This is a genomic window from Streptomyces triculaminicus (assembly GCF_017349075.1).
Lineage (GTDB): Bacteria > Actinomycetota > Actinomycetes > Streptomycetales > Streptomycetaceae > Streptomyces > Streptomyces triculaminicus.
This window is the reverse complement of the sequence record NZ_JAFMOF010000004.1, coordinates 721,479-740,201: the sequence shown is the minus strand read 5'-3', so window position 1 is coordinate 740,201 and position 18,723 is coordinate 721,479. Positions and strand designations below refer to the sequence as shown.

15 protein-coding genes are annotated in these 18,723 nt (G+C 73.6%); 11 read left to right on the top strand and 4 right to left on the bottom strand.

The genetic code is table 11. The features are described 5' to 3' along the window. Positions 1–112 precede the first annotated feature (112 nt). The 3 genes from cobN (at position 113) to J1792_RS26870 (ending at position 5,777) form a co-directional block, all read left to right on the top strand. Entirely contained in the window at positions 113–3,724 is a 3,612-nt protein-coding gene (gene cobN / locus J1792_RS26880) for a cobaltochelatase subunit CobN (RefSeq protein ID WP_086574696.1), read from the top strand. A gap of 77 nt (positions 3,725–3,801) precedes the next feature. After that, a complete protein-coding gene (locus J1792_RS26875) occupies positions 3,802–5,058 on the top strand; it encodes a VWA domain-containing protein (RefSeq protein ID WP_086574698.1) in 1,257 nt (418 codons plus the stop codon). Next, complete coding sequence (locus tag J1792_RS26870) at positions 5,058–5,777, top strand: hypothetical protein (RefSeq protein ID WP_086574700.1); 720 nt, start codon at positions 5,058–5,060, stop codon at positions 5,775–5,777. Before J1792_RS26875 ends, J1792_RS26870 begins: the two co-directional genes overlap by 1 nt. A gap of 82 nt (positions 5,778–5,859) precedes the next feature. On the opposite strand, the gene J1792_RS26865 is transcribed toward J1792_RS26870, so the two are convergent. After that, on the bottom strand, positions 5,860–6,816 hold the full coding sequence (locus J1792_RS26865) for a trypsin-like serine peptidase (RefSeq protein WP_207248370.1): 957 nt from the start codon (positions 6,814–6,816) through the stop codon (positions 5,860–5,862). 118 nt (positions 6,817–6,934) lie between these two features. Between J1792_RS26865 and J1792_RS26860 the strand changes: the two genes are divergently transcribed. From J1792_RS26860 to J1792_RS26840, 5 genes are all read left to right on the top strand, one after another. After that, positions 6,935–7,324 carry a hypothetical protein gene (locus J1792_RS26860; protein ID WP_207248369.1) on the top strand — a complete coding sequence of 130 codons (390 nt, stop codon included), beginning with the start codon at positions 6,935–6,937 and terminating at the stop codon, positions 7,322–7,324. Positions 7,325–7,515: 191 nt separating this feature from the next. Continuing rightward, complete coding sequence (locus J1792_RS26855; RefSeq protein WP_086569586.1) at positions 7,516–8,004, top strand: helix-turn-helix domain-containing protein; 489 nt, start codon at positions 7,516–7,518, stop codon at positions 8,002–8,004. After that, positions 8,001–8,639 (top strand): hypothetical protein, encoded by a 639-nt coding sequence (locus J1792_RS26850; protein WP_086569584.1) that lies wholly within the window; start codon positions 8,001–8,003, stop codon positions 8,637–8,639. Before J1792_RS26855 ends, J1792_RS26850 begins: the two co-directional genes overlap by 4 nt. Further along, a complete protein-coding gene (locus tag J1792_RS26845; protein ID WP_086569582.1) occupies positions 8,632–9,843 on the top strand; it encodes an MAB_1171c family putative transporter in 1,212 nt (403 codons plus the stop codon). Before J1792_RS26850 ends, J1792_RS26845 begins: the two co-directional genes overlap by 8 nt. A gap of 185 nt (positions 9,844–10,028) precedes the next feature. Continuing rightward, complete coding sequence (locus tag J1792_RS26840) at positions 10,029–11,213, top strand: cytochrome P450 family protein (protein ID WP_207248368.1); 1,185 nt, start codon at positions 10,029–10,031, stop codon at positions 11,211–11,213. Between the two features lie 130 nt (positions 11,214–11,343). On the opposite strand, the gene J1792_RS26835 is transcribed toward J1792_RS26840, so the two are convergent. From J1792_RS26835 to J1792_RS26825, 3 genes are all read right to left on the bottom strand, one after another. After that, positions 11,344–11,934 (bottom strand): YIP1 family protein, encoded by a 591-nt coding sequence (locus J1792_RS26835; protein WP_086569578.1) that lies wholly within the window; start codon positions 11,932–11,934, stop codon positions 11,344–11,346. Positions 11,935–12,007: 73 nt separating this feature from the next. Then, positions 12,008–13,552, bottom strand: coding sequence for an APC family permease (locus J1792_RS26830; protein ID WP_207248367.1), 1,545 nt, complete (start codon positions 13,550–13,552; stop codon positions 12,008–12,010). A 181-nt stretch (positions 13,553–13,733) separates the two neighbouring features. Beyond that, entirely contained in the window at positions 13,734–13,934 is a 201-nt protein-coding gene (locus tag J1792_RS26825; RefSeq protein ID WP_143587631.1) for a hypothetical protein, read from the bottom strand. Between the two features lie 128 nt (positions 13,935–14,062). On the opposite strand from J1792_RS26825, the gene J1792_RS26820 reads away from it, so the two are divergent. From J1792_RS26820 to J1792_RS26810, 3 genes are all read left to right on the top strand, one after another. Then, on the top strand, positions 14,063–16,453 hold the full coding sequence (locus tag J1792_RS26820) for an excinuclease ABC subunit UvrA (protein WP_086569573.1): 2,391 nt from the start codon (positions 14,063–14,065) through the stop codon (positions 16,451–16,453). Positions 16,454–16,599: 146 nt separating this feature from the next. Continuing rightward, positions 16,600–17,793 carry an FAD-dependent monooxygenase gene (locus J1792_RS26815; protein WP_207248366.1) on the top strand — a complete coding sequence of 398 codons (1,194 nt, stop codon included), beginning with the start codon at positions 16,600–16,602 and terminating at the stop codon, positions 17,791–17,793. A 35-nt stretch (positions 17,794–17,828) separates the two neighbouring features. Next, positions 17,829–18,692, top strand: coding sequence for an Fpg/Nei family DNA glycosylase (locus J1792_RS26810; RefSeq protein WP_207248365.1), 864 nt, complete (start codon positions 17,829–17,831; stop codon positions 18,690–18,692). Positions 18,693–18,723 lie beyond the last annotated feature (31 nt).

Sequence of the window (18,723 nt, the reverse complement as noted above, 5' to 3'; positions counted from 1 at the left end):
TCTTCCCACCGCCCGGGGCGCGGACCCCGAGGAAGGCCAGCCGCAGCATGCGCACGTTCCGGTGCCGCGCACCCCGGGCGACCCTCGAAGCACTCGCACTCGGGAGCGCCGCGTGATCCTTCTCCTGTCGACCTCCGACACCGACCTGCTCAGCGCCCGCGCGGCCGGCGGCCCGGTGTCCTACCGGCTCGCCAACCCCGCCCGGCTCGCGCTGGACGAGCTCCCGGCGCTCCTGGAGGGCACCGACCTCGTCGTCGTACGCCTCCTCGGCGGCCTCCGCGCCTGGCAGGAGGGCCTGGACCTGCTGCTCGCCGGCCCGCGGCCCGTCGTCGTCCTCACCGGCGAACAGGCACCCGACGCCCAGCTGATGGAGGCCTCCACCGTCCCCGTCGGCATCGCCGCCGAGGCGCACGCCTACCTCGCCCACGGCGGCCCGGCCAACCTCGAGCAGCTCGCCCGTTTCCTCTCCGACACCGTGCTGCTCACGGGCCACGGCTTCGAGCCCCCGGCCGCCGCCCCCGCCTGGGGCGAGCTGGAGCGCACCCCCAAGCCTGGCGCGAGCGGCCCGCTCGTCGCGGTGCTCTACTACCGTGCGCACCACATGAGCGGCAACACCGCCTTCGTCGAGGCCCTGTGCGGGGCGATCGAGGACGCCGGAGGCCGCGCGCTGCCGCTGTACGTCGCCTCCCTGCGTGCCCCCGAACCCGAACTGATCGACGCCCTGCGCGGCGCCGACGCCATCGTCACCACCGTCCTCGCCGCCGGCGGCACCCGCCCCGCCGAGGCCTCCGCCGGCGGCGACGACGAGTCCTGGGACGCCGGCGCCCTCGCCGCGCTCGACGTACCGATCCTGCAGGCGCTGTGCCTGACCGGGCCGCGCAGCGCGTGGGAGGAGAACGACGAGGGGCTCTCGCCGCTCGACGCCGCCACCCAGGTCGCCGTGCCCGAGTTCGACGGCCGCATCATCACCGTCCCCTTCTCCTTCAAGGAGGTCGACGAGGACGGCCTGCCCGCCTACGTCGCCGACATGGAGCGCGCCGCCCGCGTGGCGGGCATCGCCGTCCGCCACGCCCGGCTGCGCCACATCCCGGCGGCCGACAAGCGGATCGCCCTCGTCCTGTCCGCCTACCCCACCAAGCACTCCCGCATCGGCAACGCCGTCGGCCTCGACACCCCCGCCAGTGCCGTCGCCCTGCTGCGCCGACTGCGCGAGGAGGGCTACGACTTCGGCGACGAGGCCGTGCCCGGCCTCGCCTCCGGCGACGGCGACGAGCTGATCTACGCCCTCATCGAGGCCGGCGGCCACGACCAGGACTGGCTCACCGAGGAGCAGCTCGCCCGCAACCCCGTCCGTATCCCGGCCGCCGACTACAAGCGCTGGTACGCCCAGTTGCCCGCCGAGCTGCGCGAGGCCGTCGAGGAGCACTGGGGCCCGGCGCCCGGCGAGATGTTCCTCGACCGCAGCCGCACTGCCGAGGGCGACCCGGACGGCGACATCGTCCTCGCGGCCCTCCGTCGCGGCAACCTGCTGATCCTCATCCAGCCGCCGCGCGGCTTCGGCGAGAACCCCATCGCCATCTACCACGACCCCGACCTGCCGCCCTCCCACCACTACCTCGCCGCATACCGCTGGATCGCCGCCTCCCGCGAGGACGGCGGCTTCGGCGCCGACGCGATGGTGCACCTGGGCAAGCACGGCAACCTCGAGTGGCTGCCCGGCAAGAACGCCGGCCTGTCCGCCGCCTGCGGCCCCGATGCCGCCCTCGGCGACCTGCCGCTGGTCTACCCCTTCCTCGTCAACGACCCCGGCGAGGGCACCCAGGCCAAGCGCCGCGCCCACGCCACCCTCGTCGACCACCTCGTGCCGCCCATGGCCCGCGCCGAGTCCTACGGCGATATCACGCGCCTGGAACAGCACCTCGACGAGTACGCCCAGATCTCCGCCATGGACCCGGCCAAGCTGCCGGCGATCCGCGCCCAGATCTGGACCCTGATCCAGGCCGCCCGCCTCGACCACGACCTCGGCCTGGAGGAGCGCCCGGACGACGACGGCTTCGACGACTTCCTCCTGCACGTCGACGGCTGGCTGTGCGAGGTCAAGGACGCCCAGATCCGCGACGGCCTGCACGTCCTGGGCGACGCCCCCACCGGCGAGGCGCGGGTGAACCTCGTCCTGTCGATCCTGCGCGCCCGCCAGATCTGGGGCGGCACGACGGCCCTGCCGGGCCTGCGCGAGGCACTCGGCCTGGACGAGTCCGCGGCCACGCGCACGACGGCGGACGGGGCGGAGGCCGAGGCCCGCGCCCTGGTGGAGGCCATGGAGGCGGCGGGCTGGGACCCGGCGGCGGTGAACGAGGTCGCCGAGGGGCAGCCCGAAGGGGTCGCCGCGATCCTCGACTTCGCCGCCCGCGAGGTCGTCCCCCGCCTGGCCGGCACCACGGCCGAACTCGACCACGCCGTCCACGCCCTGTCCGGCGGCTTCGTCCCGGCAGGCCCTTCGGGCTCACCGCTGCGCGGCCTGGTCAACGTCCTTCCGACGGGCCGCAACTTCTACTCCGTCGACCCCAAGGCCGTCCCCAGCCGCCTCGCCTGGGAGACCGGCCAGGCCCTCGCCGACTCGCTGCTCGAGCGCTACCGCACCGACGAGGGCGGCTGGCCCGAGTCGGTGGGCCTGTCCCTGTGGGGCACCAGCGCCATGCGTACGGCCGGCGACGACGTGGCGGAGGCGCTGGCCCTGCTGGGCGTCCGCCCGGTGTGGGACGAGGCGTCGCGGCGTGTGACGGGCCTCGAGCCCGTCGCCCTCCAGGAACTGGGCCGCCCCCGCATCGACGTCACCCTGCGCATCAGCGGCTTCTTCCGCGACGCGTTCCCGCACGTCATCGGCCTCCTGGACGACGCCGTGCGCCTGGTGGCCTCGCTCGACGAGCCCGCCGAGCAGAACTACGTCCGGGCCCACGCCCAGGCCGACCTCGCCGCCCACGGCGACGAACGCCGCGCCACCACCCGAATCTTCGGCTCCCGCCCCGGCACCTACGGCGCCGGCCTGCTCCAGCTCATCGACAGCCGCGACTGGCGCACCGACGCCGACCTCGCCGAGGTCTACACCGTCTGGGGCGGCTACGCCTACGGCCGCGGCCTCGAGGGCCGCCCGGCCCGCGAGGACATGGAGACGGCCTACAAGCGCATCGCGGTCGCGGCCAAGAACACCGACACCCGCGAACACGACATCGCCGACTCCGACGACTACTTCCAGTACCACGGCGGCATGGTCGCCACCGTCAAGGCCCTCAAGGGCACCGCCCCCGCCGCGTACATCGGCGACTCCACCCGCCCCGAGACGATCCGCACCCGCACCCTGGTCGAGGAGACCTCCCGCGTCTTCCGCGCCCGCGTGGTCAACCCGCGCTGGATCGAGGCCATGCGCCGCCACGGCTACAAGGGCGCCTTCGAACTCGCGGCGACCGTGGACTACTTGTTCGGCTACGACGCCACCACCGGCGTCGTCCCCGACTGGATGTACGACAAGCTCGCCCAGACCTACGCCCTGGACCCGGAGAACCGCGCCTTCCTCCAGGAGGCCAACCCCTGGGCCCTGCACGGCATCGCCGAACGCCTCCTCGAGGCCGAGAGCCGCGGCATGTGGGCCAAGCCGGACGCCGAGACCCTCGAGGCGCTGCGGCAGGTCTTCCTCGAGACGGAGGGCGACCTGGAGGGCGGGGAGTAGGCAGGACGCCCGGCCGGAGCGGGGCAGGCCCGCTCCGGCCATTTGGGTCCGTCACCCGGGATCACTAGGATCCTCGGATGATCATCACAAAACGGCTGGCGGTGGGGGCCTGTGCCCTGCTCGCCGCCCTGGCCGCGGGTGTCGTGCCGGCGGGTGCCGCCGACGGGCCGGCGAAGGAATCCCCGAAAGTCGAGCTGGTGCTGGACGTCAGCGGGTCGATGCGGGCCCGGGACGTGGACGGGCAGTCGCGGATGGCGGCCGCGCAGCAGGCGTTCAACGAGGTCATCGACGCGGTGCCGGACAACGTCCGGCTCGGCATCCGTACCCTCGGCGCCAATTACGCGGGCGACGACAAGGAGACCGGCTGCCGGGACAGCAAGCAGCTCTACCCCGTCGGGAAGGTCGACCGGACCGAGGCCAAGACGGCCGTGGCCACGCTGCGGCCGACCGGCTGGACGCCGATCGGGTACGCCCTGCGCGGCGCGGACCAGGACCTGGGGACGGACGGCGGTACGCGCCGGATCGTGCTCATCACCGACGGTGAGGACTCCTGCGGGATGCCCGACCCGTGCGACGTGGCGCGGGAACTGGCCGCCAAGGGCACGCACCTGACGGTCGACACGCTGGGCCTGACCCAGGACGACAAGACGCGTGAGCAGCTCAGCTGCATCGCCGAGGCCACCGGTGGCACGTACACCACCGTGCGGCACACCAAGGAGCTCTCCGGCCGCATCAAGCAGCTGGTGCGCCGGGCGGACACGCCCGTCGAGACGCCCAGGCCCGTCCAGGGCGCGAACGCGTGCTCGACGGCGCCCGGGATCGGCGCGGGGATCTGGACGGACCGTGCGACGTTCGGCGAGCACCGCTGGTACCGGGTCACGGTGAAGCCGGGCCAGGAGCTGCGGGCGTCCGTGAGCGTGGGCGCCGACCGCGCGGTGGACCGGGACTACGGGGTCCTGGTGCGCGCGGTGGGCGAGAGCGGGCAGGAGCTGGTGCGCGGTTCGGACGCGGGCAGCGGGCGTACCGACGTGATGGCGTCCGGGCTGAGGCTTCCGGTGTGGAAGGCGAAGGAGGACGACAAGGAGCCCAGGACCGTCTGTCTCGAGGTCTCCCACTCCTTCTCGGCTCCCGCCTCCGTCAAGCGCGACCCGGGGCTTCCCCTCGAGCTGGCCGTCGATGTGGTGAAGGCTCCCGACAACCCCTCCGACCTGGCCGCGTTCGGCCTGGGCCGGGGCTGGATCCTGCTGGCCGTGCTGGGTGTGACCGGGCTGCTCGCCGGACTGCTGTGGGGCTGGCTGGCCCGCTGGCGGGTCGCGGTGTGGAGGGAGAACTGATGCGACGCACGACACGTGCGCTGACCGCGCTCGCGCTGGCGGCCGCCGCCCTGATGGGCTCCGCGTCGGCCGCCACGGCCGACGACGAGGCGCCCACCGAGGCCGGCACCGCCTTCCGTACCGCGGTGGCGATCAAGCAGGACGAGAAGGCCACGGCCGACGCGTCCACGGGTGACTACCTGTACTGGCAGTTCCCGGCCGGCGCCGGGCAGCGGGCGACCGTCAAGGCGACGGTGAACCTGCCCGAGGCCTCGGCGCGGCACGGCGCCGCCACCTGGCAGCTCGACGTCTTCGACGGGCTGCGCCGTCGCCAGGCGTGCACCACCGGGGACCGGACCGCGCGGGCGTCCGAGCAGGACACCACGGTGGCCCTCAGCTGCACGCTGCGGACCGTACGGCCGTGGTCCGAGCGCTGGGCCAACGACCCGCTCCCCGGGGCGTACTACATCCGTCTCACCGTCGTCGACGTCCCCGACCGGGACCTCGGGCTTCCGGTGAAGGCGGAGGTGCGGGTGGGCGCCGAGGACGCGGGCGGGGCCCGTGCCGAGGGCGGCGCGCTCGGCGCGCCGCTGCACGCGGCGGCCGTCGCCGAGCCGGACGGCGGCTGGAACGGCGGCTGGTGGTCGGGCCGCTGGGGCTGGACCGTGGGCGGCGCGGTGCTCTGCGCGCTGGCGGCGGTCGGCGGCTACACCCTGACGCGGCACCCGCACCGCCGCTAGCCGGCCCCATCAGGACGTAACAGGACGTAGAAGGCCGCATCCCGCACCGCGGGATGCGGCCTTCGTCCTGCCGGTGTCCGTGTCAGCGGCCGGCCGGGTCGTCGCCGTCGACGGCGCTCAGGTACAGGTCGAGCAGGTCGTCGTTGAAGTACGAGCTGTAGGAGATGTCCGGGGTGTCACCGCCGGTGTGGTAGCCGCCGATGACGCCGATCACCAGGTAGCCGGTCAGGCCGCGCACCAGGAACGGGCCGCCCGAGGTGCCCCCGATGTAGCCCGCGCAGGCGATCTCCAGGAAGTCGCCCGGCGCCTTGGGGTCGGTGCTGGTGTAACGGTGGGTGGAGGAGCGGCAGTCGAGCGGCTTGGGGTGGGTGGCGTCGCTGCTGCCCGGGTAGCCGATCAGGCGTACGTCCCCGTGGTCGTAGCCCGGGCGGACCGCCAGGTCGAAGCCGCCGACCGCGCGCTGCACGGGCGTTCCGTCGGCGCGGTCACCGAGCCGGACCACGGCGAAGTCCCAGCGCGCGCCGCCGTCGGTGCCGAGGTCGTAGTAGCGCTGGTCGATGTAGATGAGCTCGACGGGGAAGACGCCGTGGGGCTTGAGGCCGTCGTGGTACTGCGGCACGAACGACAGGTGCTTCTTCGGGTCGGGCGAGCGCAGGCAGTGCGCGGCGCTGACGACGAGGTCGCGGTGCGGGCTGCGGACCACCGAGCCGCCGCAGAAGCGGCCGGAGTTCTGGCCGTCGGTCCAGAAGAACGTGCCCACTTGGGGCAGGCCGTCGAAGGGGTGGCTGGGCGGCACCGGATCGGACGACGGCTTGGAGGCGCTCCGCCGCATCGTTCCGGCGGCGGGCAGCGCGGCCCGCATGCGCTCGGCGGTCCAGTACGCGTCGGCGGACACGGCGGCCGGCACCGCCGAGGCGGCCGGGACCACGGTGGTCGCCGTGAGGAGCCCGGCGAGAAGGACGAGGACACCGCCGCGCAGGACGGTGGGTCTGTGCGCGAACCATCTGTGCGCGAACCACTTGAGCCTCTTGAACCACATGAACGGTTCCTCCCTGGTGCGCGGACGACATGACAGGGACGTACGAGGTGAGCGTGCCATAGCCTGAGGCGGCAGTGTGGCGTCCGGGCCGTGCGGTCCATGGGTGGGGAGTTGGCAGATGGTCGATCCGTTGTCTCTCGAGGCGATCACGACGGCGGTCACGGCGGCCGCCGGGTCGGTGGGTACGGAAGCGGGACGGCAGGCGTGGGGGTCGCTCGCCGACCTCGCGCGGCGCGCCTTCGGGCGCGGCCGCCAGGAGGCGGACGGCGCGGCGGCCGCGCTGCCGCTCGACCCGGCCAGCGGGCCGCAGAACCAGGCGCTGGCCGCGCTGTTGTTCGGGCGCGCCTTCCAGGACGAGGCGTTCGCGGCGGAGTACCGCCGGTGGGAGGAGTCGGCGAGGGCGGTGTACACGAGCGTCGACAACAGCACGGTCGTCAACAGCGTCTCCGGCGAGGCCCGGGTGCGGACCCTGTACCAGGGCCGGGACATCACCGTGCGCCCGCACTGAGGCCCACCGGCTCGACCGACTCAGCCGGCTCAACCGGTGGTTAAGTCCTTCATGTGCTTGTTACCAGCAACGGACTAGTGCTCGGCCTTTCTCCATGACAGGATGCCTTCGCGGCCGGATTCGAGCTTAACTGGCCGTGAGAGTTCGTTAAGCCGTGTGACACCACAGGGCGCGCTCGAAGGACGGGGCAGATGGCAGTCGGGGGGGACAGGCCGGGTTCGGCAGGTGACGCGGGCAGCCCGCTCGCGCAGCGGCTCAACTACCTGTTCGCGAACATGCACCCGCCGGGCGCGCCGTACACCAACGGGCACGTGGCCGAGGAGATCAGCAACGGCGCGGAGTACGGCGAGGTCGGCCTCACCGAGCAGTACCTGTCGATGCTGCGCAACGGCAAGCGCGCGAACCCCAGCCCGGACGTGCTGCGGGCGCTGGCGAAGTTCTTCGCCGTGCCCGTCGGCTATCTGATGGGCGATCTGTCGGACTCGCAGGCGGAACGGGTGGAGGAGGAGGTCCGTTTCCTCGTCGCCATGCGGGACCAGCGCGTGCGGGCCATCGCGCTGCGCTCGGTGGGCCTCCCGCCGGAGGTGCAGGACAGCCTCACCACGATCATTTCGCAGTTCCGGCAGCAGATGAACCTTCCGTCCGACCCGCCCGGTGCGGGAGGTGAGGAGCGCCCGTGACCGTCGCGGCGGAGGACCGGCTCTTCACTTACTGGCGGCGTACCGAGGACGAGGACGGTGCAAGCATGCGCGTGGGGCGGATACGGCGCCGGTGCAAGCAGCTCATCCAGGAGCTCGCACTGCCCGCGTCCACCGATCTGCAGGGCATGTGCGACGCCGTCGCGGCCCGCGTGGGCCGGCCCATCCACCTGGTGCCGATGAGCCTGGACGGCGTCGTCTCCGGCATGACCGCCACCACCGACGACGCCTACTGGGTCGTCTACGAGCAGAAGACCTCCCCCTGGCACCAGGTGCACATCGTGCTGCACGAGATCGGCCATCTGCTGCTGGGGCACGACCAGGACCCCACGGTCACCGAGGACGCCCTCAAGGTGTGGACGCCCTCCGTCGACGTGGCGACCGCCATGCGCCGCATGGGCCTGACCATGGGCCTGGCCCGGCACCACTGCTACGACAACCTCACCGAGCGCGAGACGGAGATCCTCGGCACCCTGCTGATGGCGAAGGTGGTCCCGCCGCCGCCCGGCCAGGAGGCCGAGCTCGAGGGCCAGGCCGCCGAGCTCGCCGCCTCCCTGGGCCCCGCGCTGCAGCACGTACGCCAGCGGCTGAGGGAAGGGGGCGCCACCGGTGTTTGACGTCCTCTACCTGACCTTCTCCGCCGTCACCTGGGCCATCGTGGGCTACAAGGCCCGCGCCTGGTTCCGCGACCGCGACAACGTCGACCTGGGCCTGACCGCCCTGATGACCTCGGGCGTCCCGGTCGTCTTCCTGTTCTCCGCGCCCAGCGTCTACCGCGCGTTCGACCGGCTGACGGGTGTGGCGAACCTCGCCATGGTCTTCCTCTACTCCGCCGTGGTGCTGTTCGCCTCCGGCGCGACCGTCCTGCTGCTGCGCTGGACCAGCCACGGCGACGAGGCGGCCCGCGCCCGGGCGGCCGCGCGCTCGCGGTACGCGATGGCCGCCGTGGCGGTGGCCTGGACCACCGCGATCGTGTGCTTCGCCGTCGGCCGCCCCGACGCCGTGGAACACCCCCGCGACTTCAGCACCGCCTACGCCCACGCGCCCGGAGTCGTCGCCTTCCTGGTGCTGTATCTGGCCATCTTCGGCACCAGCCTCGCGGGCCTGGGCTACCTCTGCCCGCGCTACGCCGCCCAGCTGGGCCGCTCCTGGCTCGCCAAGGGCCTGCGCACGCTCGCCGCGGGCTGTTGGCTGGGCCTGGTCTACTGCGCCTGCAAGCTGGTGGGCTTCGTCCTGAGCTGGTCCGGGACGGACGTGTACTGGCTCTCCAACGGCGTGGCGCCGATGAGCGCCTCGGTGGCCGCACTGCTGGTCCTGCTCGGGTTCTCACTGCCCGCCGTCGGCCCCCGGGCGGCCGCCTGGCGCCGGCTGCGCCGCCTCGACCCGCTGTGGCAGGAGGTCACCGCCCACGCCCCCGAGGTCACCATCGAGACCTCCCGCTGGACGTCCCGCTGGCCCCTGGCCGACCTGGAGTGGCGGGCCAACCGGCAGATGGCCGAGATCCGCGACATCCAGCGCGGCGTCCGGCGCCATGTGGAGGCCTCCGCCCTGGACATCGCCCGCGAGAAGGCGGCCGCCGCCGCGCTCGACGAGCGCCGGACGGCCGCCGTGGTCGAGGCCGCCGCCCTGCGCCGGGGCCTGGCCAACCAGCAGACCGGCCATCTGGCCGCACCGCACGCCGACAACGTGGTGATGACCGTCAGCGCCGACCCGGCCGAGGAGCACGAGCACCTGGCACGCGTCGCGGACGTCTACCACCACCCGCTGGTCGACGCCGTGCTCACCGAACTACGCGAGATCACCGCGGCGCGCCGTCCCTGACGGCGCGCGGCGGACCGGACGAGGCGGCCCTGGACGGGGGTCAAGGCCGCCTGCGACACCGGCCGGCGCCGGAGCCGGACAGATCGAGGATCTGCCCGGCTCCGGCGCCGCCAGTGCGGACACCCCGCGCGGGCGACACCGGTGCGAACGCCCCGTCACCCGCCCGCCCTCTAGAGTCGGATGCCATGCAGCCCATCGACGTCACCGCGCTGATAGAAGACCCGCACGGCACCTACGCCCGGCTCCGCGAGGCCGGCCCCGTGCACCGCGTCACCGGCCCCGACGGCCGGCCCGCCTGGCTGGTGACCCGCTACGACGACGTACGCCGCGCGCTGGCCGACCCCCGGCTCTCGCTGGACCGGCGCCACGCCCTGCCCGGCAACTACAGCGGCTTCTCGCTGCCGCCCGCGCTGGACGCCAACCTGCTCAACATGGACCCGCCCGACCACACCCGGGTGCGCGGCCTGGTGGTGAAGGCGTTCACCCCCGGCCGCGTCGACAGGCTCCGGGTGCCGGTGCGCCGGGTCGCCGACGAGCTGCTGGACGCCGTCGAGGCGGGCGACGAGCGCCGTACGGACCTGCTCGAGAGCTACGCGGGGCCGCTGCCGATCATCGTCATCTGCGACCTCCTGGGCGTCCCGCCCGACGCCCGGCAGGACTTCCGGGCCTGGACGGACGCGCTGATCACTCCCGACCGCGAGCGGCCGCACCTGATGAAGGAGGCGGTCGCCGGGCTGATGGGCTACTTCACCGGCCTGATCCGCGCCAAGCGCGCCGAGCCCGGCGACGACCTGCTCTCCGACCTGATCGCGGTGCGGGACGGCGAGGACGCGCTGTCCGAGGACGAGCTGACGTCGCTGGCGTTCCTCATCCTGTTCGCCGGCTACGAGAACACCGTCCACCTCATCGCCAACGCGGTGCTCGCCCTGCTGGACCACCCCCGGCTGCTGAGCGAGCTGCGAGCGAATCCGGACGGACTCGGAGCGGCCGTGGAGGAGCTCGGCCGGTGGGACGGGCCGAGTCCGCTGGCGATCCGCCGCTTCCCGCTGGAGGACATGGAGATCGGCGGCGTGCGCGTCCCGGCCGGTGAGACGGTGCTGCTGTCGATCGCCTCGGCCAACCGCGACCCCCGGCATTTCCCCGACCCCGACCGCCTCGACCTGCGGCGGGAGCGTTCGGGACACCTGGCGCTGGGCCACGGCATCCACTACTGCCTGGGTGCTCCGCTGGCCCGGATGGAGACGGAGACGGCCCTCGCGGCGCTGCTCGAGCGCTTCAAAAATATGGAACTCGACGTTCCGAGGGACGCGCTGAGGTGGCGTCCGGCGATTCGTGCACGTGGCCTGATTTCGCTCCCCGTCCGGTGGTAATCGCGGGTCCGAACAGGTTTTTGGTGCATAACCCACCGTTGATGAGGTAGAACTGTCCTCGAGCCCGCCCGGTGTGCATCCCCCGTCGCACCGGGCGGGCCTTCGCCATCCCGGCGCCGTGCGCGCGGGCTCAGCCGCTGCCGGGCGGGAACTTCAGCAGGGCGACGGCCGCCAGCATCTGGATGCTCACCGCCGCCACGGCCCTGTGGGTCGGCAGATGGTGCTGACCGCGTATCAGCAGGACCGCGAGCGCGCACCCGAAGGCCGCCGTCACCGACGCCGCGGCCCGCACCGGCACCGACCCCGCGGGCAGGCAGGTGTCGAGGGCCAGCCGGGGCAGGTCGCTCGTCCAGAACAGGACGACGAACAGGCTCGCGGTCGGCGAGAACCGACCATTGCCGCCCAGCCGGCGCGCGATGGCGTGGGTGACGGTCCCCAGCAGCAGGCTGGCGAGCATCATCACCACCGACCAGATCGCCATCGCCTCCAGCGCGAGCACGGGACTGACGTCCCACTGCCCCCAGAAGGAGTCCTTCGCCAGCGTCCCCAGCGCCCCGCACAGCAGGGACAGGAACGCGGCGGCGCCCCACACGCCCCGGTCCCGGGCCTCGTCGAGGACCTCGACGGGCCGGTACCAGAGCCCGAATATCAGGCGGTGCCACAGCAGCTTGCGCGGCTTGGCGGCGGGGGTGGGCGGTGGAGCGGCACTGGTCAAGGGCATGGGTGCCGTTTTATCACCGTTCGGACCCGCCCGCGGAGCCCGGGCCGGAGGCGGCCGGGCGGCCGACGCCCCGTCAGGCGGGCGTGGCCTCCCGGGCTCCGGGGTCCGCCTCGCCGTCGGGATCGATGTCCGACGGTTCGTCGCGCCCCGCGCCGTGCAGGTATTCCTCACTGATCTCACGCGGCCCGAACGGCCACACCTTCTCGTACGCCGCCCACAGCACGAACGCCACACAGCCCGCGCCGACCCAGGCCAGCGACCACTCGATGGGGTGCTGCCCCGGTGAGCTCTCGTCCGCGTAGCCGTAGATGACGAGCCAGCCCGCCAGCGCCACCAGGCTGGGCAGCGGGTACAGCCACATGCGGTACGGGCGCCGCAGCCCCGGCTGGCGGCGGCGCAGCACGGTCACGGCCGCGATCTGGGCCAGCGCCTGCACGATCACCATGACCGCCATCAGCAGCTGGATGATCGCGGCCAGGCTGCTGTGACGGCCGATCAGGAAGCCGACGCAGGCGATGACCCCCATCGCCAGCAGGGGCCACACCGGGAAGCGGTGCCGGGGGTGGAGGGTGGCGAAGGAGCGGAAGAACACTTTCTCCCGGGCGGCGTCGTGGGGCACGCGGGAGCCGCCGAGGAGGCCGGTGAAGAGCGAGGCGAAGGTGGTGACGAGGATCAGCCCGGTGATGATCCGGGCCGCCGTGCCGCCCCAGGTCCGCTCCAGCATGACGGAGACGACCGCGGTGTAGGCCGTCGAGTCCGTCTTCAGCATCTCGTGCCAGTCGACCACGCCCAGGATGCCGATCTGGAGCAGCAGGTAGATGGCCATGATGCCGAGGATCGAGAAGACGATGGCCCGGGGCAGGGTGCGCCCGGGGTTCTTGATCTCGGCTCCCAGGTAGGCGGCGGTCCCGTAGCCGCCGTAGTCGTAGACGCCGATGGTCAGGCCCGCGGCGAAGCCGATCCAGAAGGTGGACTTCGAGAGGTCGAAGGCGCCGTCGGGGTAGGTGAAGGCCAGGTCCGCGTCGAAGTGGGTGAAGGCGGCGATGATGACCAGCGCGGTGCAGACGATCATCACGCCCCAGAGCACGGCGGTGATGCGCGCGATGTTCTCCACCCGGCGCCACAGCAGGGCGACGACCAGCACGATCAGGGCCAGCCCCGTCATGTCGCCCTGAGTCGGCGTCATGTCCGGCCAGAGGAAGCCGAGGTACTGGACGAAGCCGTACACGCCGCTGGCCATGGCGAGGGGGATGAACAGCATGGCGGTCCAGACGAACAGGAAGGGCATCAGCTTCCCGGTGCGGTACTGGAAGGCCTGTCTCAGGTAGACGTAGCTGCCGCCCGCGCCCGGCATCGCCGCCCCGAGCTCGGCCCAGACCAGCCCGTCGGCCAGCGCCACGAGGGCTCCCGCGAGGAAACCGATGACGGCCTGCGGGCCGCCGAACACCTCGACCATCAGAGGGATGGTGATGAACGGGCCGATGCCGCACATCTGGCTCATGTTGATGGCCGTGGCCTGGAACAGGCCGATGCGGCGTACGAACGCCACCCGTTGGCCCGGTACCACCGGTTCCGGCTTCTGGGGGCCGTGCTGTGCGTCTGCTGCCGGATCTCCCATGGCGGTCAGCCCTCTCTCGTCGTCCCCTGCACTCGTAGCACCGCCTTGCCCGACGCGTCCATCACCCGCGGGGTGTCGCCAGACTCTCGTCGCCCGGCCGACGGCCCGTCAAGATCTCTGCAGGGAAAGGAAAAGCCACGGCGCGGCGGGCTGACGCCCGGTCAAGCGGCCGCGTACCCGCTCATGGACGCGCGCAGCCCCCGATCGCGCACTCCTTGCCCACGCTGATGACGGGCGCGCCGGCGCGGGACGGCTGCTCCCTGACCACCACCCGGGTCGGGCCGCCGCAGGTCAGGCAGGGCCGGGAGGACGGATCGCGCTCACGGTCGATCGCGGCGGCGATCCGCAGGAGGGGGTCGGCGCCGGTGTCGGTGTCGGACATGGGCATCCCGTCCACTTCCGCGGTGTCTCGCTCTGCCAGAGGGGGCATCGTGGCGCACACCCCCTGATCACGTCAGCGCGTCGGGTCGTGATCACCCGTCCGTGGCGGTGGTCCTTAGGATCGTGCGCATGCACGACCCCTACGTCCGCGTGCGCGGAGCACGGACGCACAACCTCCAGGCCGTCGACGTCGACATTCCCCGCGACGCGCTCGTCGTCTTCACCGGAGTGTCCGGCTCCGGCAAGAGCTCGCTGGCCTTCGGCACCGTCTACGCCGAGGCGCAGCGGCGGTACTTCGAGTCCGTCGCCCCCTACGCGCGCCGGCTGATCCACCAGGCCGGCGCGCCCACGGTCGAGGAGATCTCCGGGCTGCCGCCCGCCGTGGCGCTCGAGCAGCGGCGGTCGGCGCCGACCTCGCGGTCCTCCGTGGGCACGGTCACGACGCTCTCCAACTCCCTGCGCATGCTCTTCTCCCGGGCCGGCACCTACCCCGAGGGCGCGCCGCGGCTGGACTCCGACGCCTTCTCGCCCAACACCGCCGCCGGGGCCTGCCCCGAGTGCCACGGACTGGGCCAGGTGTACCGCGTCACGGAGGAATCGCTCGTTCCCGACCCCTCGCTGTCCATCCGCGAGGGTGCGATCGCCGCCTGGCCGGGCGCCTGGCAGGGCAAGAACCTCCGCGACATCCTCGACGCGCTCGGCCACGACGTCGACCGGCCGTGGCGCGAGCTGCCCCAGGAGGAGCGCGACTGGATCCTGTTCACCGACGAGCAGCCCGTCGTCACCGTGCACCCGGTGCGGGAGGCGGTGCGCATCCAGCGGCCGTACAAAGGCACGTACATGAGCGCCCGCCGCTACGTCCTGCACACCTTCGCCGACTCCAAGAGCGCGGCGCTGCGGGCCCGGGCCGAGCGGCACCTGGTCAGCGGGCCCTGCCCGCGCTGCGGCGGGCGGCGGCTGCGGGACGAGGCGCTGGCCGTCACGTTCGCCGGGCGCACCATCGCCGAGCTGACCGCCCTGCCGCTGACCGCGCTGGCCGCCACGCTGCGGGAGACCGGCGGCGAGGGCGCGGCCGCCCCGCTCGCACGCGACCTGCTGGCCCGCATCGAGGTGCTCACCGAACTCGGCCTGGGCTACCTCAGCGTGGACCGCCCCACCCCCACCCTGTCCGCCGGCGAACTGCAGCGGCTGCGGCTCGCCACCCAGCTGCGCTCCGGGCTGTTCGGCGTGGTCTACGTCCTGGACGAGCCGTCCGCCGGGCTGCACCCGGCCGACAGCGCCGCGCTGCTGACCGTCCTCGACCGGCTCAAGGCGGCGGGCAACTCGCTGTTCGTGGTCGAGCACCACATGGACGTCGTGCGCCGCGCCGACTGGATCGTCGACGTCGGGCCGGCGGCCGGGGAGCACGGCGGGCGGGTCCTCTACAGCGGTCCCGTCGACGGGCTGCAGCACGTGGCGGACTCCGCGACCCGCCGCTTCGTCTTCCCCGGCGGACAGGCACCCCGCGCCCGTACGCCCCGCGAGCCCTCCGGGGTGCTGCGGCTGCGCGGCGTCAGCCGGCACAACCTCCGCGACCTCGACCTGGACCTGCCGCTGGGCGTCTTCACCGCCGTGACGGGAGTGTCGGGCTCGGGCAAGTCGACGCTGGTCGGCGAGGTGCTCGCGGACACCGTCGCGACGCACCTGGACGGTGGGGAGACGCTGTGGCGGGCGGAGGGCCTCGCGGCGGTCGGCCGGCTCGTGCGCGTCGACCAGAAGCCGATCGGCCGGACGCCGCGCTCCAACCTCGCCACCTACACCGGCCTGTTCGACGCCGTGCGCAAGGTCTTCGCAGCCACCGACGAGGCCCGCGCCCGCGGCTACGGCGCCGGCCGGTTCTCCTTCAACGTGCCGGCCGGGCGGTGCGAGGTCTGCCAGGGCGAGGGCTTCGTCGCCCTCGAGCTGCTCTTCCTGCCCGGTACGTACGCGCCGTGCACCGCCTGCCACGGCGCCCGCTACAACCCCGAGACGCTGGAGGTGACCTACCGGGGCGCGAGCATCGCCGACGTCCTGGACCTGACCGTGGACGCGGCCGCCGGCTTCCTCGCCGACGTGCCCGCCGCCGCGCGCGGCCTGCGCACCCTGCGGGACGTCGGCCTGGGCTATCTGCGCCTGGGGCAGCCGGCCACCGAGCTGTCCGGGGGAGAGGCGCAGCGCATCAAGCTCGCCGCCGAACTCCAGCGCACCCACCGCGGCCACACCCTCTACGTCCTGGACGAGCCCACGACCGGCCTGCACCCGGCCGACACCGAGGTGCTGCTGCGCCAGCTGCACGGGCTGGTCGAGGCGGGCAACTCCGTGGTGGTCGTCGAGCACGACATGGCCGTGGTGGCCGGTGCGGACCACGTCGTCGACCTCGGGCCCGGCGGGGGAGCGGAGGGCGGGCGCGTGGTGGCGGCCGGCTCTCCCCACGAGGTGGCGCGGGCCGCCGGCAGCGCCACGGCGCCGTACCTGGCGCGGGCGCTGCGCGACGGCCGCTAGCGCGGGGCCGGTCCGCGTCGCCCGTACCCGACTCTGGACGGGCGGCACTCCTTCTGGTTACGTCATGGGCAGATGTGCGATCGAACGGTTCGGCGACCGGTCGGCCGGCCGATCGCCTCCCACGCGCCGGGACGGAGCGGAACGCCATGGCCCATGCCCTGATCATCGGCGGTGGCATCGCCGGACCCGTCACCGCGATGGCCCTCCGACGGGCGGGCATCGACGCCACCGTCCACGAGGCCTACCCGAGCGGCGCCGACGACGCCGGCGCGTTCCTGATCCTGTTCGCCAACGGGCTGTCGGCGCTGGCGGCCATCGACGCCGACCGGCCGGTGCGCGCCTGCTCCTTCCCCTCCGAGGCCGTCGAGTTCCTCGGCGACACCGGCGCCGCGCTCGGCTCCCGGCCCATCGCCGGCCCCGCCGACGGGCCGACCCCGCGCACCCTGCCGCGCGCCGCCCTCCACCGCGCCCTGCGCGAGGAGGCCGTCCGGCGCGGCATCCCCGTCGTCCACGGCAAGCGCCTCGTCGACACCGCCGTCGGCTCGCACGGGACGGTCACGGCGTTCTTCGCGGACGGCACCCGGGCCGAGGGCGACCTGATCGTCGGCGCCGACGGCATCCACTCCCGCACCCGCGCCCTGCTCGATCCCGCCGCGCCCGGCCCCCGCCACACCGGACAGCTCACCGTCTCCGGCCGCACCCGCGACACCGGACACCGCGTCCCGCCCGGCACCTACCGGATGATGTACGGGCGGCGGGGCTTCTTCGGCTGCACCACCGGACCCGACGGCACCACGTACTGGTTCGCCAACGTCCCCGGCGCGGAGCTGTCCGCGGCAGAGCTCGCCGCCCGCACCCCCGCCCGGTGGCGCCGCCACGTCGTCGAGGCGTTCGCCGACGACGGCACGCCCGCCGCCGCTCTCGCCGCCGCCACCGGCGACGACATCGTCGGCCTGAACGTCTACGACATCCCCTCCGTCCCCGTCTGGCACGACCGCCACACGGTCCTGGTGGGAGACGCCGCCCACGCCACCGCGCCCAACGCCGCCCAGGGCGCCTCCATGGCCATCGAGGACGGCGTCGTGCTCGCCCGCTGCCTGCGCGACCTGCCCGACACCGGGCGGGCCTTCGCCGCGTACGAGCGACTGCGGCGCGAGCGCGTCGAACGGGTCGTCGCCCTGAGCGCCGCCATGGCCGGACGCGTCGCCCGGACCGCCGAGGAGCGGCGCGAGCGCGACGCCGGCGTCGCGCTCGGCATGGCGCGGGACACCGCCGGCACCGCCGGCACCGCCGACTGGCTCGCCGGCTACCGCATCGACTGGGACGCCCGCGTCCACTGAGTTGCCGCCGCCGCCCGCTGCGGCAGACTGGAGCCATGCCGGAGCTGCCGGAGGTCGAGGCCCTCGCCGGATTCCTGACCGAGCACCTTCTCGGCCGTACGGTCGAACGCGTCCTGCCCGCCGCCGTGAGCGTCCTCAAGACCTACGACCCGCCGCCGTCCGCCCTCGAAGGGCGCACGGTCACCGCGGTGCGGCGGCACGGCAAGTTCCTGGACCTGGCCACGGACGACGGCCCGCACCTGGTCTTCCACCTCGCCCGCGCCGGCTGGCTGCGCTGGCGCGAGAGCCTGCCCGAGACGCCCCCGGCCCCCGGCAAGGGGCCGCTGGCGCTGCGGGTGCGGCTGGTGGGCGGCGAGGGCTTCGACCTCACCGAGGCCGGCACCCGCAAGCGGCTGGCCGTGTACTGCGTGCGCGAGCCCTCGGAGGTGCCCGGCATCGCCCGGCTGGGCCCGGACCCGCTCGCGCCCGGCTTCACCCTCGAGGCCTTCACCGGCCTGCTGCGCGGCGAACGCCGCCAGATCAAGGGAGTGCTGTGCGACCAGAGCGTGATCGCCGGCATCGGCAACGCCTACTCCGACGAGATCCTCCACGCCGCCCGCATGTCCCCCTTCAAGCTCGCCGCGACCCTCACCGACGCCGAGGCCGCCGGTCTTTACGAGGCGCTGGAGACGACGCTGCGCGAGGCGGTCGAGCGCTCGCGCGGGCACGCGGCCGCCGAGCTGAAGGGCGAGAAGAAGACCGGGCTCAGGGTGCACGGCCGCACCGGGGAGCCCTGCCCGGTCTGCGGCGACACCATCCGCGAGGTGTCCTTCAGCGACTCCTCCCTCCAGTACTGCCCCACCTGCCAGACGGGCGGAAAGCCGCTGGCCGACCGGCGGCTGTCCCGCCTGCTGAAGTGAGCCCGCCAGGGTCCACCACCGGGGGCGAGGC